The sequence below is a fragment of the Amnibacterium sp. genome, from assembly GCF_036559085.1.
Lineage (GTDB): Bacteria > Actinomycetota > Actinomycetes > Actinomycetales > Microbacteriaceae > Amnibacterium.
In genome coordinates this window covers 1-14,225 of the sequence record NZ_DATBTU010000035.1, presented here as the reverse complement: position 1 = coordinate 14,225, position 14,225 = coordinate 1, and the positions used below count along the sequence as shown (strand labels likewise).

Here is a 14,225-nt window from a genome sequence, read left to right as displayed (position 1 = left end):
GCGATTCGGCTCAGCTCACGTGCACCATCGGGCGACGGCGCACATCCGGCTCCGTCTCCCGGAGCACCTCCCGCGTCACCGGGGCGACCTCGCCCTCGCCGGAGACGAGGAAGCGGAACATGTTCGAGACCGGGTTGCCCTCGGTCCACTCGAAGTAGATGTGCGGCACGACGCCCGTGATGTTCCGGATCTGCAGCAGCACCGCCGCGAGGGTGTTCGGCACGTTGCCGCTCGCCACCTCGAGCACGCGGAAGCCGTGCCGGATGATGCCCCGCACCTCGAGGTCCTCCTCGAAGTCGGAGGAGTCCGCCTTCGTCACCTCGAGGAAGATGATCGACGCCCGGCCGGGGATGTTGCTGTCGCGCCGCTCGTCCCGCGCCTTGGTGCGGTACTCCTCCTCGTCGCGGGCGCCGGGCTCGTTCGCGACGAGGTGGATGGCGCCGTAGTCCTCGGCCTCGCGGAGGAACTCGAGCGCGGCGTCGTCGAAGAGCACGCTCGTCGCGCGCATCTGGAAGGAGCGGCGGATCCGGGAGAGGAAGGAGACCACGAGGATGCCGAGGATGAACAGCAGCGAGATCCGCACGCCGTCGGGCCGCTGCACGATGTTCACGACCAGCGTGTACGCGAGGATCAGCGCGACGACGCCGAAGCCCACCGTCCGCTTCCACTGCCGCTTCCGCCGCGCGGACAGGGTCACGGCGGTCGCGGCCGACGTGATCAGCATGAGCACCCCGGTGGCGTACGCGCCCCCCTGCGCGTCCACCGACGCGTTGAAGGCGAGCGTGACGAGGACCGCGATCACCGTGAACACGATCACGAGCGGCCGCACCGCCCGCGCCCAGGTCGGCGCCATGCCGTAGCGCGGCAGGTACCGGGGCACGATGTTGAGCAGCCCGGCCATGGCGGAGGCACCGGCGAACCAGAGGATCGCGATCGTGGACGCGTCGTACGCGGTCCCGAAGATCGGGCCGAGGTGCTCGTGGGCGAGGTACGCCAGGGCGCGGCCGTTCGCGGCGCCGCCGGGCTGGAACTCCCGCGGCGGGATCAGCAGCGTGGTGACGAGGCTCGAGGCGATGAGGAAGAGGCTCATCGTCGTGGCCGCGGTCGTGAGCAGGCGCTTGGCCCCGCGGATCCGCGCCTCGGGCCGCTGCCCGGGCCGGTCCGCGTCGCCGCGGATCTGGGGGATGACGGTGACGCCCGTCTCGAAGCCCGACAGGCCGAGCGCGAGCTGCGGGAAGACCAGCAGGGCGACGCCGATGACCCCGAAGATGTTGCCGCCACCCTGCGCGAGCAGCGCCCTGCCCCAGTCCGTGAACAACGCCGGCTGCTGGAGCACCAGGACGAAGCCGTCGATCACGACGATCGCGTTCAGCACGAGGTAGACCGCCACGAGCACGACGGCGATGCCGATCGCCTCGTTGAAGCCGCGGAGGAAGACGGCGCCGAGCAGCAGGATCAGCAGCAGCGTGACCCAGAGGTGCGCCCCGGCGAAGGACTTCGGGACGAGCGGGTTGCTCACCGCGTGCTCGGCCGCATCCGCCGCCGACAGGGTGATCGTGATGATGAACGCCGTGCCGGCGAAGCCGAGCAGCGCGAGGACGAAGAGCTTGCCGCCCCACCACGGCAGCAGCCGCTCGAGCATCGCGATCGAGCCCTCGCCGCGGTAGCTCTCGCTCGCGACCCGCCGGTAGACCGGCAGCGCGCCGAACAGGGTCAGCGCGACGAGCACCAGCGTCGCGATGGGGGAGACGAACCCGGCGGCGAGGAAGGCGATCGCGGGCTGGTAGCCGAGCGAGGAGAAGTAGTCGACCCCGGTGAGGCACATGACCCGGAGCCAGTGGTTGGTGTGGGCGGCCTTGCCGTGCGGCCCCTGGTGGGCGCCGGCGGAATCGGTGAGGCCGTCGAGCGCCCAGCGGCCGAATCGCCCGCGCTGCTGCGGCTCCGGCGCGCAGACGTCGGGCACGGCGCGCTGCTCGGCGAGGGAGTCGGGATGCACGGACAGCCCGGCGCGATGCCCGAGCTCGTGGGCGGGGTGCCGCCCGTCGCCGTCGGCCTCGTGGGACCGGTGGCCGTGCCCGGGTGCCGTGTCAGGAGCAGGGAGCGGACCGCGCGGCGGGGCGGCCCGCAGGTCCTTCGGATCCGACATCCCACCGTCTTCGTCGTGAGCGGCGATCGCCGCAGGCAGCGGCCAGTGTAGATCAGGCCGCGGAAGCCTCTTGCGCGAGGTGGAGGCGGAAGAACGCGTCGATCCTGCCCCACGCGTCGGCGGCCGTCTCGGGGTCGGGACCGGCGTGCAGCACCTGCTCGAGCAGCAGCCCCATCACCGGGTTCGACTTGTGCGGCTCGTCGTTCAGGAACGAGTGCCCGGCGGTCGGGTACTCCTTCACGTCGTGCGGCACGCCGTGCCGCTCGAGCGCCGCATCGAGGCGGGCGGCCGCACCGCTCAGGCTCCGGTCCCGGCCGCCGTAGCTGCCGACGACGGGGCAGGCGCCGACCAGCCGCGGGTCGAGCGGCTTCGGCAGGCGGCCGTAGTTGGCGCTCGCCGCGTCGAAGCCCTTGTCCTGCACCGCCATCAGCGCGAAGCCGCCGCCCATGCAGAAGCCGAGCACGCCGATGCGCCCGGTGCAGTCGTCCCGGCCCGCGAGGGTGCGCCGTGCGGCCTCCACGTCGTCGAAGGTGCGGCCGGAGCCGCGGCCGATGTCCCCGAACGTGCGGCGGAGGCACTTGCGGGGGCCGCCGTCCACGAAGAGGTCCGGCATGAGGGTGAGAAAGCCGGCCGCGGCGCTCCGCTCCACCTGGCGGCGCATCACGGGCGTGATCCCGAAGGCCTCGTGCACCATCACGACGCCGGGCCAGGGCCCCTCGCCGTCCGGCAGGCCGAGCACCCCGGTCAGGCCGGGGCTCCCCGCCTCGATGGTGGGCAGGCGGACGTCGATCAGGGTCGGCACGGGCTCATCATCGTCCTTCGCGCGGCCGCACGACGACCAGGACCGCCCAGCCGGCCGCGAGCACGAGCATGGTGACGACGCCGCGCGGCGGATAGATGTGGCTGGTCAGGAACGACACCGCCCCGGCGACGACGAGGAGGGCGCCGAGCACCGCGATCGGCCGCCGTGTCGCCACTGCGGCCAGGGCGGCGAGCACGGTGGCGGCGAGGTACGCGATCACCGCGGGCAGCGCCAGGGCCCTCCCGAGCGAGAAGAGCACGCCCTCGCCCCGCAGCCCGTGCAGCGCGAGACCCCCGGCCCCGATGCCCGCGAGCACGTCGAGGGCCGTGTAGCCGCAGGCGAAGAGGTAGCCGAGCACCGCCGCGACCACGGCGAGGCGCGGATGCCGCTCCCGCAGCACCAGCCACGGCGCGAGCGCGAGCAGCGGGAAGATCCAGAGCGCGACGAGGTGGATGTTCCGCCAGACGAGCGCGTCGGACGCTGTGAGGTCCTGCGGATGAGGGAGCCCGGCGACCGCGAGCGCGACCGGCGGCAGCACCACGGCGAGCAGGGGGATCCAGGTCGCGCGGCGCACCTGGGCACGCTAACCGCCGGGCGGCTGCCGTTCGCGCGCGGGGAGGATACTGACGCCCGTGACCGGCACCCCCTCGCTCGACACCGCGGCGGGTGCGGCGGTGAAGAACCGGCTGCTCTGGGCCGCGATCCTCGCGTCGTTCGTCTCGTTCCTCGACGGCTCCATCGTGAACATCGCCTTGCCCGCCATCGCGCGCGACATCGGCGGCGGCATCGTGCTGCAGCAGTGGGTGGTCAGCGGGTACCTGCTGACCCTGTCCGCCTTCATCCTCACCGCGGGCGCCGTCTCGGACGCGTTCGGGCGGCTCAAGGTCCTGCGGATCGCGATCATCGCGTTCGCGGCCACGTCGCTGCTCTGCGCGGTCGCCCCGACCGCCGCCATCCTCGTGGTCGCCCGGCTGCTCCAGGGCGTCGCCGGCGCCCTGCTCGTCCCCGGCTCCCTGTCCCTGATCATCGCGACCTTCGAGGGGCCGGAGCAGAGCCGGGCGATCGGCCGCTGGACCTCGTGGACCTCCGTGTCGTTCCTCGCCGGGCCCATCGTCGGCGGGCTGCTCGTCGACGCCGTCGGATGGCGGAGCGTGTTCGTGCTCTCCGTGCTGCCCGCCGCGGGCTCGCTGCTGCTGCTCGGCCGGATGCGCGACGCAGGCCGCGACGCACCCCGGGCGCGGATCGACGTGCCCTCAGCGACGCTCGCCGCGCTCGGGCTCGGCGCCCTCGTCACCGGGCTGATCGAGGTCGGCGCCCACAGCCGGAGCGGGAACACCGCGACGCTGTCCCTGCCGGTCGCGATCGTGCTGCTCGTGGCCGGGGTCGTCCTGCTGACCGCCTTCGTGCTCCGGGACCGTCGCACGGCGCATCCGCTCGTGCCGGCCTCGCTGTTCCGGGCCAGGAACTTCCGCTGGGGCAACGGTGCGACCCTCGCCATCTACGCCGGGCTCAGCCTCTCCTCGCTCGTGCCCACCCTGTTCCTGCAGCAGGTCGTCGGGCTGCCCGCGACCGTCGCGGCGCTCGTCGGACTGCCCTCGACCGTGCTGATGATCCTGCTCGCCGGCCGCTTCGGGGCGCTCGCCGGGCGCTACGGGCCCCGGCTCTTCATGACCGTCGGACCGCTCACCGCCGCGATCGGCATAGGGCTGATGGCGCTCGTGCGGGAGCCCGCCGGGGCGCTCTGGCTGATCGTGCCCGGCATCGTGATCGCGGGCCTCGGGATCGCAGCCACCGTCGCGCCGCTCACCGCCGCGGTCCTCGGCGCCGTGCCGCCGGAGCAGAGCGGCATCGGGTCGGCTGTGAACAACGCCGTCGCGCGCGTCGCTGGGCTCGTCGCGACCGCGTGCGTCGGCTGGATCGTCGGCGGCGCGATCACGGTCCCCGGGTTCGACCGGGCCTCGGTCGTCACCGCGTTCCTGCTCGCCGCGGGCGGCGTGATCTCCTTCATCGGCATCCGGAACCCGGCGCGCGCCGACGCCTGACGGCTACCGGCCGCCGGCGCGGAAGCGGTCGACGACCTTCCTGGCACGGCGCAGCAGGCGGGCCGCCTTCCGGGCGCCCCGCTCGGCGAGCACCCCGTACACGAAGGCGTTCTCGCCGGCCGCGGTGGCCCGCACCGACTCGAACGGCAGCTGCTCGAGGACCAGCTCGAGGTCGCGGTGCGTGCCGATCGCGTCATGGACCGCGGATGCGCGCTTCGCCGCCTTCCGCAGCGCGGACGTCGAGCGCAGCACGCCCGCCGCGTGCAGCTCCTCGATCACGTACCGGGCGCGCTTCGCCGCCTTCCGAGCGTCGTGCAGCGCCGCGAGCGACCCGTCGACGTGGCGGGTCCGGCGCACGGCGCGCCGCACCGCGCGGCGGGCGAGCCCCGACAGCGCGGCGACGGGCTCCCCGGCGCTCGGGCCCGTCGGCGCAGCGGCCGCGAACGCGTCGAGGTCGGCGAACAGCGCGAGGTCGGGCCGGGAGCCGAGGCTGTCGACGATGCGGGCGTGCGCGGCCTCCGCCGACGCGATCCGCTCGTCGACGAGGCGCCGGCGGGCGTCCGCGGCGCCGGGCACCCCCTCGTCGAGGTCGTCGAGCAGGTCCGCGGCCACGGCCGCCGCGACCACCGGGTCCCGGGCGTCGCCGAGGGTGGTCCCGAGCGTGCCGAGGCGTTCCCGCAGCGCCGCGCCGGCCTCGCCGGTGACGGCCTCGAGCGCGAGCACCGACCGGATGCGGCGGACGATCTTCCGCGCCGCGTGCACCTCCGTGGGGCCGCCGCCCCGCAGCGCGACCGCGTCGCGGTGGAGCTGCTCGACGAGCCCGGCGACGATGCGGCGGACGGCCTCGCCCGCGGTCGTGGCGGGCGGCGGTGTCTCCCGCCGCTGCCCGCCGAGCGCCTGGGCGAGCTTGGCCGGGCTCGGCGAGATGCGGGCGCCGGCGGCCTGGAGCACGCGGTCGGCGGCGGCGAGCAGCGCGGCGGAGGCGTCCGCGTCGTCGCCGACCTGCTCCGCCTCCCACTCCCGCCAGGTGCGGACCACGCCGGCCGCGATGTCCGTCGCGGTGACGCGGTCGTCGACGAACTCGATCGCCCCGCTGCCGCCCGCATCCGTCAGGACCGTGGCGTCCCGTTCCGTGACGATGCGCGCGATCGGCTCCAGCGGCTCGTCCCGGAGCCGCGTGCGGATCATGTCGCGGATCGGCTCCGGCAGCGCGTCGGGCGCCTCCGGGTCGATCGGGGCCTGCACCTCGGTGCGGCCGACGGCCGCGGGCAGCTTCACGTGCCAGCCGGCGTCGTGGCCGCCGGTGCGGCGGCGCAGCGCGATGCGGGCGGCGACGAGCCGGCGGTCCGCGGTGTCGAAGTAGACCGCTTCGAGGTGCAGGACGCCGAGCGCGTCGACGGCCACCACCCCGGGGATGCCCGCGAGATCCGGCACCCGTGTCGTCTCCTCGACCGCGTACTTGATCTCGATCTCCGCCTGCCCGCTACCGCTCATGGCCTCATCCTCGCGCTCGTTAGGATCCGGTGACGGAATGGAGTCGCGGATGGGGGACCCGGCCGCACCGCGCGTGCTGCGGAACCGATACCGGCTCGGCGACGTGCTCGGCGTCGGGACGCACGCGACGGTCTACCGCGCCGAGGACCTCCTGCTGCGCCGGGGCGTCGCGGTGAAGGTCGTCACCGGCGGTGCGGCCGACGCCGCGATCCTCGCCGCGCAGGAGGCGGAGGCCCGGCGGCTCGCCGGCCTCACGATGCACGGCCTCGTCACCCTGTTCGACGTCGCCGTCGAGCGCTCGGCCGAGGGTCCCGCGACCGTCTTCCTCGTGCTCGAGCTCGTCGACGGCACGGACCTGAAGCGGGTGCTCGCCCGCGGACCGCTGCCGGCCCGCCAGGTCGCGCACATCGGTCTCGACCTCGCCGAGGCGCTCCACCACATGCACGAGCGCGGCGTCGTGCACCGGGACGTCACCCCGGCCAACGTGCTGCTGCTCGACCACGCCGCCGAGCGGCGACCCCGGGTGAAGCTCGGCGACTTCGGGCTGCAGGACCTCGTCGGCGGGGCCGCGGCCTCGGGCGCCTACCGCAGCCCGGAGCAGATCGCCGGCGAGCCCGCGGACGGCGCCTCCGACGTCTACGCCCTCGGCCTCGTCCTGGTCGAGTGCCTGACCGGCCGGCCCGACGGGCTCGACGACGTCGTCGCCGGGGAGTGGCGCCGGCCGCTCACGGCCATGCTCGACCCCGATCCCGCCGCGCGGCCCGACGCGGCAACCCTCGTCGCGACGTTCGGCCGGTTGGTCGTCGAGGAGACCGGGCGGCACCGCGAGGCGCCGCGGCGTTCGGAGGAGACCGCGCGCCTCGCCGCCGTCCGCGCCTACGGCGTGCTCGACACACCGCCCGATGCGCCGTTCGACCGGATCGCGGACCTCGCCTCGCGGGTGCTCGGCACCCGGATGGCGGCGATCGGCCTGCTCGACGCCGACCGGATCTGGTTCAAGGCGCGGGTCGGCGAGCTGCCCGCCGAGGTGCCGCGGGTCGACCCGCTGCACGTCGCGCTGCTCGAGGGCGCCTCGCCTGCCGCCGTGCGGGACGCCGCCGCGGATCCCGAGCTGTCGGGCGATCCGCTCGTGGCGCTGCTCGGCATCCGGTTCGCCGCCGCAGCGCCGATCCGGACCGCGGAGGGGCTCCTCATCGGACTCCTCGCCGTCTACGACGAGACGCCGGCCGACCTCGACCCGTCGGCGGCGGACACGCTCACCGACCTCGCGGCGATCGTGCTGCACGAGCTCGAGCTGCGCCGCGCGGCCCGGCGAGCGGCCCTCGCGCGCCGCTGAGCCGGCTCCGACTCGTTACGCCCGGGCGCCGACCGGGATGGGGCCGGCGGCGAGCAGCAGGCCGCCGAGGGCGAAGACCGACACGCCGAACGCGGCCGAGAGCGAGGCGAGCGGCTCACCGGCGTTCCAGCCGCGGACGACCGCGCGCTCCTCGAAGTCGGTGAGGGCGCGGTCCGGCATCGCCGGGACGGCCACCCGGGCGCCGGGCTCGAGCACGAGCTCGACGAGGCGGCGCTGGGCCTCGAGCGGCTCGCAGCCGGCGAGCGCGGCGGCGTCCGTCACGGATCCGAAGTTCCAGAACGCCTGCAGCAGCGCCTCGTCGATCGCGTCGGGCGCCCGGAAGGCGGGACGCCGCAGGACCGTGGTCGTGGGTGCGGCGGGAGCGGCGGTGGGCCGCGGGGCCGGCCGGGCGGCGGTGGTCGCGGCGAGCAGCGCCTGGCGGCTGCGACGAGCGCGCCGGGCGTCGACGGCGCCGCGCAGCACGAGCAGGGCGACGCCCGCGGCCATCACCGCGGCGCCGGCCGCGGGGCCGTCCGTCACGCCGAGGAACAGCCCCCAGAGGCAGAGGGCGAGTGCGAGCCAGGGCATCGGCCCTCCTTTCCGGTGTCCGACGCTATCGGCGCTCGCTGAGCCGAAGCAGCCCCTGTCCCGGCGTCGGCGCTTCGGGGGACCGATCGGGGTACATGAGGCGGACGTACGGAATACTCCGAGGGCGGGTCTGGCTGACTTGGACTCGGGCGGGGGCGGCCCCGCGCGGCGGTGAGGGGAACGGCATGACGGCACTCGACTTCGGCCCGGTGATGCTCGGCGGCAACGTGTTCGGATGGACGGCCGATCGGGAGGCGAGCTTCCGGGTGCTCGACGCGTTCCTCGACGCCGGCGGCCGCTCCATCGACACCGCGGACGTCTACTCGGCGTGGGTGCCCGGCAACTCGGGCGGCGAGTCCGAGGCGATCATCGGCGAGTGGGCCGAGTCGCGCGGCGTGCGCGACCGGGTCGTGATCGCGACGAAGGTCTCGAGCCTCGAGGGCCGCCGCGGCCTCTCCGCCGCGAACATCACGGCCGCCGTCGAGGACTCCCTGAAGCGGCTTCGCACGGACGTGATCGACCTCTACTTCGCGCACCGCGACGATCCGACCGTCGCGCAGGACGAGACGATGGGCGCCTTCGACGCCCTCGTCACCGCGGGCAAGGTGCGGGAGATCGGCGCCTCGAACTTCTCGCCGGCGCGCCTGCGCACCGCGCAGCGGATCGCCGCCTCGTCGGGGCTCGTGCCCTTCACGGTCGCCCAGGACGAGTGGAGCCTCGTCTCCCGCGACGCCGAGATCGAGCTCGTGCCGACCGTCGGCGAGCTCGGGATGGTGGAGGTGCCCTACTCCTCGCTCGCGAGCGGCTTCCTGACCGGCAAGTACCGCCCCGGCACCGCGGTCGACTCGCAGCGCGCCGGCCGGGCGGGCGCCTACCTCGACGACCGGCGGAACCTGGAGCTGCTCGGCGCGCTCGACGACGTCGCGGCGGACCACGGCGTCAGCGTGACGGCCGTCGCCCTGGCCTGGCTCCGCGCGCAGCCCCACGTCGGCGCCCCGATCGCGAGCGCCAGGACGGTCGAGCAGGTCGCGGACCTCATGGAGTCCGCTTCCCTCGAGCTCACCCCGCAGCAGCTCGAGCTGCTCTCCGCGCCGACCGCGCCCGTCTCGGCCTGAGGCGGGGTCGTGGGCAGGCAGCGGGATGCGGGGGAGCCCGCCATGGGCGCGACGGTGACCGCGGCGGACCGCGAGCTCGAGCAGCGCATCCGCACCCTGCTCTCCACGCGCGCCGCCACCGCGACGATCTGCCCGTCCGACGTCGCCCGCGCGACCGCCGAGGACTGGCGGCCTCTCATGGAGCCGGTGCGCCGCGCCGCGCGGCGGCTCGTGGCGGCCGGCGAGGTCGACATCGTGCAGGGCGGCCGGGTCGTGGACCCGTCCACCGCGCGCGGCCCCATCCGCATCCGAGTGCACCGCGCTTGACGATGTCCCAGGACGGGCAGGAGCAGCAGGACCAGCCGCCGCAGCACGGCGAGTCCGCCATCACCGTGCTCGTCGCGCTCGGCGCCAACCTGCTCATCGCGCTCGCGAAGACCGTCGCGGCCATGATCAGCGGGTCGGCGTCGATGCTCGCCGAGGCGGCGCACTCGTGGGCGGACACCGTCAACGAGGTGTTCCTCTTCATCGCGGGCAAGCGCGCGGAGAAGCCGCCCACGACGCGGCATCCGCTCGGCTTCGGCCGCGACACCTACATCTGGTCGCTGTTCGCGGCCGTCGGCCTCTTCGCCGTCGGGGCGGCGGTCTCGATCCTGCACGGCATCAGCGAGCTCGGCGTGCGGGGCCCCGCCGAGAACGTCCTCCTGAACTCCGTCGTCCTGGCGGTCTCGTTCGTGCTCGAGGGGATCTCGTTCCTCCGGGCGTTCCAGCAGGTGCGCCGGAACGCCAAGGACGCGGACCGCGACCTGCTCGACTTCGCCCTCACGACGAGCGACCCGACCGTTCGGGCGGTCGTCTTCGAGGACGCCGCAGCCCTCGTCGGCGTCGTGATCGCCGCGATCGGCATCGGGCTCCACCAGCTGACGGGCAACGGCGTGTGGGATGCGGCCGGCTCCATCGCCGTCGGCCTCGTGCTCGGCGTCGTCGCGGTCGTGCTGATCCAGCAGAACCGCATCTTCCTGATCGGCGAGGCCGTCGATCCGCGGGTGCGCGCCTCGGTGCTCGACATGCTGCTGAAGCGTCCCGACGTGCTCGGGGTCGGCTACCTGCACCTCGAGTACGTGGGCCCGGGCAAGGTCTACCTCGTCGCCGCCGTCGACCTGACGGAGGATGCCCCGGAGCACGAGGTCGCCATCCGGCTGCGCCGCATCGCGGAGGAGCTCCAGGAGCGGCCGCACATCCTCCGCGCGGTGCTCACCCTGTCCCTGCCGGAGGACGCCCCCGCCGTGCCGTGAGCGCCGTGCCCTGAGCACCGTGGGCCCGCGCTCTGGGGGTGCCGCCGGTCGTGCCGTTCGGGGCACGATCCGCGATCCTTGGAGCAGTCGCGGATGCGCTCGGGGGAGCGACCCGATCCGCGGCGCTGATCGGGGGGATCGTGCGGGAGCTTGCGCGTTCTGAGCGGCTCGCCGCGGTGGCGCTGACGGTGTTCGTCGTGGCCGCCGCGGCGCTGTGGATGTCGTGGCGGGTCGGCGTCGTCGTCGCCCTCGTCGTCGGCGTCGCGGGCACGGTGCTGATCGGTATCGGGATGCAGCGGCAGGCGGCCGCCGTGCCGCACGACGGGGAGCTCGACTTCGACGCCCCGTCGTTCGACGACCTCGGCCGCGACGTGCGGCGGATGCGGGTGCGCCTCGGCGACGACTGGGCGGACTTCGCCCGGGCCGCCGCCGTCGTGACCGCCTCGCAGTGGGCGTCGACCGCCGCGCTGCAGCGCGACCTCGCCGTCCCCGCCTCCCGTGCGCGGCACCTGCTCGAGCTGCTCGAGGCCGAGGGCTTCGTCGGGCCGCCGCGCGGCACCGCCCCCCGCACCGTGCTCGTGCCGGCCGATTCCGCCGGTGAGGTCCGTCGCCTGCTGCACGTCTGACGCGCGACACGCCGCGGTTGCTATCGAACCGGTAACGACGCGCCGTGAGGCCTCTTCGGGAGGCCCGATCCGGGGTCTCCGCCAAGGGTGGGGCCGGGAGAATCGACGCATCGCCGCGGCCTCGGCCGCGCGCCGCTCGTCAGTGCTGCCGGACCCGGCCGCCGACGTCTCGAAGTCGCTGCGCCGAGCCGGTGCCCGACGTTCGGCGCGCCCGCATGCCCGGCGGCCGTCGCCCGTCCCCGCCGGAGGTCCCACCCATGCTCCAGCTCTCGTCCGATCCGAAGCGCACCACCGCGCTGCTGCTCGCCGGCTTCGTCGCCGTCCTCGTGCTGCTCTACCTCTGGTGGCCGGCAGGCACGCTCGTCGGCCTGCTCGGGGGCGCGCTCGCGGTGCACCGGATCGGGACCGGGATGCAGCGGCGCGCGGAGGCCGAGCCGTGGTCCGACCTGCACGACCTGACCGCCTGGCTCGCGGACGAGCCCCGTGCGCTGCCGCTGCCCGCTGCGGCACCCGCACCCGTGCTGGTGCACGTGCCGGTCGCCGAGGAGGAGCCCGAGCCGGCCGCACCGGCGGTCCCTGCGCTTCGCGATCCCATCCGCGAGCAGCTCACCGGGCTGAAGGCGCAGCTCGGCGACGACTACCCCGACTTCGCGCGGGCCGCGCGGCTCGTGGTGGAGACGCAGTACGCCTCGGCCGCCCGCCTGCAGCGGGAGCTGCACGTGCCCTACTCGCGAGCGCGTCGGATCCTCGGCGACCTCGAGCAGCGGCACGTCGTCGGCCCGGCGACCGGCTCCCTGCCGCGCCAGGTGCTGCTGCCGAAGGACCGCCTGCCCGAGCTCGAGGAGCTGCTCAGCGTCTGACGCGCTGTGACGGCTCAGCCGAGCCCGTCGAGGCGGGCCTTCGCGGCGGCGAGGTCGTCCTCGGCGTCCTCGGCAGCGCGCCGAGCCGTGCGCTCGTCGCCTCGGCGGTCCCGCACGTCGCGGTCGGCCGCGCGCAGGTCGTCCTCGGCCGCGTCGAGGCGCTGCTGCAGCTCGGTGATCCGGTTGCGCAGATCGGTGACGCGGGCATCGGCGTCGTCCCGGCGGCGGTCGGCATCCGCGAGGTCGTCCTCCGCGTCCCGCGCCGCCCGCTGCGCCCGCTCCTTCGCCCGTTCCGCGTCCGCCACGGCCCGCCCGGCGTCCCGCCGCGCCGCGGCCGCGACCCGGTCCTCGTGCCCGTCGCTGCGTTCGGCCGGCTTCTCCGACGCCTTCGACGCCTTCGGCGCCTTCCGCGACGCCGGTGCCGCCGCGGCCAGCATCGGGGGAGCCTCCGGCACTGCGACGAAGTCCTCCGCAGGGGCGTCCTCGAGGCCGTCGGCGGGCAGCGCGCGGAGCAGCCGTCCGGATGCGACCGCGCCACCGGAGGCCGGGTCGATCACGGCGGCGGTGAAGGTGGCGCCCAGGTCCTCGACCACCGCGGCGCCCGGGGCGTGCCCGGCCGCCGTGCCGATCGCGCCTGCGGCCTCGACCGCCGCGGCGACCCGCTGCCGCCGCTCGGCGCCGAGCGCCTTCAGCCGCTCGGCGTCGAGCTCGTCCTGCGCACGGCGCAGCTCCCGGCCGGTCTCGAGCAGCCCGTGGACGAGGTCGGGCCGCTCCCGGACGAGCCGGTTCACGAGCGAGGCGGCCGCGGTCGGGCGGGCGAGGTGCCCGACCGCCTTCGCCGCGTCGGCGTCCCCGGCCCGCTTCAGCTCGGCGACCCGCGCGGTGCGCCCCGCGATGAAGTCCTCGGGCGGCAGCGCGTAGAGCTCGGCCGCCGCCTCGGCGACCGCATCCGCCGGTTCGGCCACCCGCACCCCTCCTCTGGAACCGTGGGCAGAACGCTTGGCATTCGGTAACAGAACGGGTGCGACGCGCCTGCCTGACACCGGACGGTCAGACCCACTTCGTACCATGGCCGGATGCCCGGCTCCGCTTCCCGTCGTATCGGAACCGCCTTCTCCGCATTCCTCGGCATGATCGCGGTCGCCGTGATCGCCGGGGTGATGGTCGCAGTGGCGGTCACTCCCGCCATCGCCCTCACCGGCACGACGGCCAAGAACGGCATCGGCCTGTTCGAGGACCTGCCGACCGATCTGAAGATCGCGCCGCTGGATCAGAAGACGAAGATCTACGCCAAGTCGCACGGCAAGGACGTGCTCCTGGCCTCCTTCTACACGCAGGACCGCGAGGTCGTCCCGTGGAAGGACATCACCACCACGGTGAAGAACGCCACGCTGGCGGCGGAGGACGTGCGCTTCTACACGCACGGCGGCGTGGACCCGGCCGGCATCGTCCGGGCGACGGTCGCCGACCTGCTCGGCAAGAACGTGCAGGGCGCATCGACGATCACGCAGCAGTACGTGAAGAACGTCTGCGTGCAGGAGGCCGAGTCGCTGCACACGCAGGCCGCCGTCGACAAGGCGTACAACGTCTGCATCGACCCCTCGGTCGGCCGCAAGCTTCGTGAGGCGCGCCTCGCGATCGCGCTGGAGAAGAAGTACTCGAAGGACCAGATCCTGCTCGGGTACCTGAACATCGCGCCGTTCGGCGGCCGCGTCTACGGCATCCAGTCGGCCGCCCAGTACTACTACGGCGTCGACGCGACGAAGCTCTCGGTCGCGCAGGCCGCGAGCCTGCTCGCCATGGTGAACAACCCGAACGTGCTGCGGATCGACGAGAAGGCGAACATCGCCCCGAACACCACGCGGCGCGACTACATCCTCGCCAACGAGCTCAGCCACAAGCTCATCACGCAGGCCCAGTACGACACGGCGGTGCACACGCC

General features: G+C 74.6%; 14 protein-coding genes. 8 read left to right on the top strand and 6 right to left on the bottom strand.

Annotation, left to right across the window (positions count from 1 at the left end; translation table 11 throughout):
* Positions 1 to 10: 10 nt before the first annotated feature.
* Genes VIG76_RS06560 through VIG76_RS06550 form a run of 3 tightly spaced genes read right to left on the bottom strand, consistent with a single transcriptional unit; the run spans position 11 to position 3,522 of the window.
* The gene (locus VIG76_RS06560; protein ID WP_331952332.1) at positions 11 to 2,146 is read right to left on the bottom strand and encodes an APC family permease; all 2,136 of its coding nucleotides are present in this window, start codon (positions 2,144 to 2,146) and stop codon (positions 11 to 13) included.
* Between the two features lie 52 nt (positions 2,147 to 2,198).
* Positions 2,199 to 2,948: a dienelactone hydrolase family protein gene (locus tag VIG76_RS06555; RefSeq protein ID WP_331952330.1), complete on the bottom strand. Its 750-nt coding sequence runs from the start codon at positions 2,946 to 2,948 to the stop codon at positions 2,199 to 2,201.
* 7 nt (positions 2,949 to 2,955) lie between these two features.
* Entirely contained in the window at positions 2,956 to 3,522 is a 567-nt protein-coding gene (locus tag VIG76_RS06550; RefSeq protein WP_331952328.1) for a hypothetical protein, read from the bottom strand.
* Between the two features lie 58 nt (positions 3,523 to 3,580).
* Here VIG76_RS06550 and VIG76_RS06545 point away from each other — a divergent pair, with 58 nt between their 5' ends.
* Entirely contained in the window at positions 3,581 to 4,990 is a 1,410-nt protein-coding gene (locus VIG76_RS06545) for an MFS transporter (protein WP_331952326.1), read from the top strand.
* A 3-nt stretch (positions 4,991 to 4,993) separates the two neighbouring features.
* Here VIG76_RS06545 and VIG76_RS06540 read toward each other — a convergent pair whose 3' ends face one another.
* The gene (locus tag VIG76_RS06540) at positions 4,994 to 6,484 is read right to left on the bottom strand and encodes a CYTH and CHAD domain-containing protein (RefSeq protein ID WP_331952324.1); all 1,491 of its coding nucleotides are present in this window, start codon (positions 6,482 to 6,484) and stop codon (positions 4,994 to 4,996) included.
* Between the two features lie 49 nt (positions 6,485 to 6,533).
* Here VIG76_RS06540 and VIG76_RS06535 point away from each other — a divergent pair, with 49 nt between their 5' ends.
* Positions 6,534 to 7,820 (top strand): GAF domain-containing serine/threonine-protein kinase, encoded by a 1,287-nt coding sequence (locus tag VIG76_RS06535; protein WP_331952322.1) that lies wholly within the window; start codon positions 6,534 to 6,536, stop codon positions 7,818 to 7,820.
* 15 nt (positions 7,821 to 7,835) lie between these two features.
* Here the strand turns inward: VIG76_RS06535 and VIG76_RS06530 are convergent, their stop codons facing one another.
* Positions 7,836 to 8,408 carry a hypothetical protein gene (locus tag VIG76_RS06530; RefSeq protein ID WP_331952320.1) on the bottom strand — a complete coding sequence of 191 codons (573 nt, stop codon included), beginning with the start codon at positions 8,406 to 8,408 and terminating at the stop codon, positions 7,836 to 7,838.
* A gap of 185 nt (positions 8,409 to 8,593) precedes the next feature.
* Between VIG76_RS06530 and VIG76_RS06525 the strand changes: the two genes are divergently transcribed.
* The 5 genes from VIG76_RS06525 to VIG76_RS06505 all read left to right on the top strand — a co-directional run bounded on the left by VIG76_RS06525 (position 8,594) and on the right by VIG76_RS06505 (position 12,283).
* Positions 8,594 to 9,523, top strand: coding sequence for an aldo/keto reductase (locus VIG76_RS06525; RefSeq protein WP_331952318.1), 930 nt, complete (start codon positions 8,594 to 8,596; stop codon positions 9,521 to 9,523).
* A 9-nt stretch (positions 9,524 to 9,532) separates the two neighbouring features.
* On the top strand, positions 9,533 to 9,829 hold the full coding sequence (locus VIG76_RS06520) for a DUF3253 domain-containing protein (RefSeq protein WP_331952316.1): 297 nt from the start codon (positions 9,533 to 9,535) through the stop codon (positions 9,827 to 9,829).
* A 2-nt stretch (positions 9,830 to 9,831) separates the two neighbouring features.
* A complete protein-coding gene (locus tag VIG76_RS06515; protein ID WP_331952380.1) occupies positions 9,832 to 10,797 on the top strand; it encodes a cation diffusion facilitator family transporter in 966 nt (321 codons plus the stop codon).
* A 38-nt stretch (positions 10,798 to 10,835) separates the two neighbouring features.
* Positions 10,836 to 11,423, top strand: coding sequence for a DNA translocase FtsK (locus VIG76_RS06510; protein ID WP_331952314.1), 588 nt, complete (start codon positions 10,836 to 10,838; stop codon positions 11,421 to 11,423).
* A gap of 257 nt (positions 11,424 to 11,680) precedes the next feature.
* Positions 11,681 to 12,283 carry a DNA translocase FtsK gene (locus VIG76_RS06505; RefSeq protein ID WP_331952312.1) on the top strand — a complete coding sequence of 201 codons (603 nt, stop codon included), beginning with the start codon at positions 11,681 to 11,683 and terminating at the stop codon, positions 12,281 to 12,283.
* A gap of 14 nt (positions 12,284 to 12,297) precedes the next feature.
* Here the strand turns inward: VIG76_RS06505 and VIG76_RS06500 are convergent, their stop codons facing one another.
* On the bottom strand, positions 12,298 to 13,248 hold the full coding sequence (locus VIG76_RS06500) for a hypothetical protein (protein ID WP_331952310.1): 951 nt from the start codon (positions 13,246 to 13,248) through the stop codon (positions 12,298 to 12,300).
* A 111-nt stretch (positions 13,249 to 13,359) separates the two neighbouring features.
* On the opposite strand from VIG76_RS06500, the gene VIG76_RS06495 reads away from it, so the two are divergent.
* Positions 13,360 to 14,225: transglycosylase domain-containing protein (locus VIG76_RS06495; protein WP_331952308.1), on the top strand; the 866-nt coding region annotated here is incomplete at its 3' end.

What these genes read in the sequence shown, in the direction of transcription:
- VIG76_RS06515 (WP_331952380.1), top strand. Translation starts at nt 9,832, where the DNA reads ATGTCCCAGGACGGGCAGGAGCAGCAGGACCAGCCGCCGCAGCACGGC.
- VIG76_RS06540 (WP_331952324.1), bottom strand. Translation starts at nt 6,484, where the DNA reads ATGAGCGGTAGCGGGCAGGCGGAGATCGAGATCAAGTACGCGGTCGAG.
- VIG76_RS06535 (WP_331952322.1), top strand. Translation starts at nt 6,534, where the DNA reads ATGGGGGACCCGGCCGCACCGCGCGTGCTGCGGAACCGATACCGGCTC.
- VIG76_RS06560 (WP_331952332.1), bottom strand. Translation starts at nt 2,146, where the DNA reads ATGTCGGATCCGAAGGACCTGCGGGCCGCCCCGCCGCGCGGTCCGCTC.
- VIG76_RS06505 (WP_331952312.1), top strand. Translation starts at nt 11,681, where the DNA reads ATGCTCCAGCTCTCGTCCGATCCGAAGCGCACCACCGCGCTGCTGCTC.
- VIG76_RS06530 (WP_331952320.1), bottom strand. Translation starts at nt 8,408, where the DNA reads ATGCCCTGGCTCGCACTCGCCCTCTGCCTCTGGGGGCTGTTCCTCGGC.
- VIG76_RS06525 (WP_331952318.1), top strand. Translation starts at nt 8,594, where the DNA reads ATGACGGCACTCGACTTCGGCCCGGTGATGCTCGGCGGCAACGTGTTC.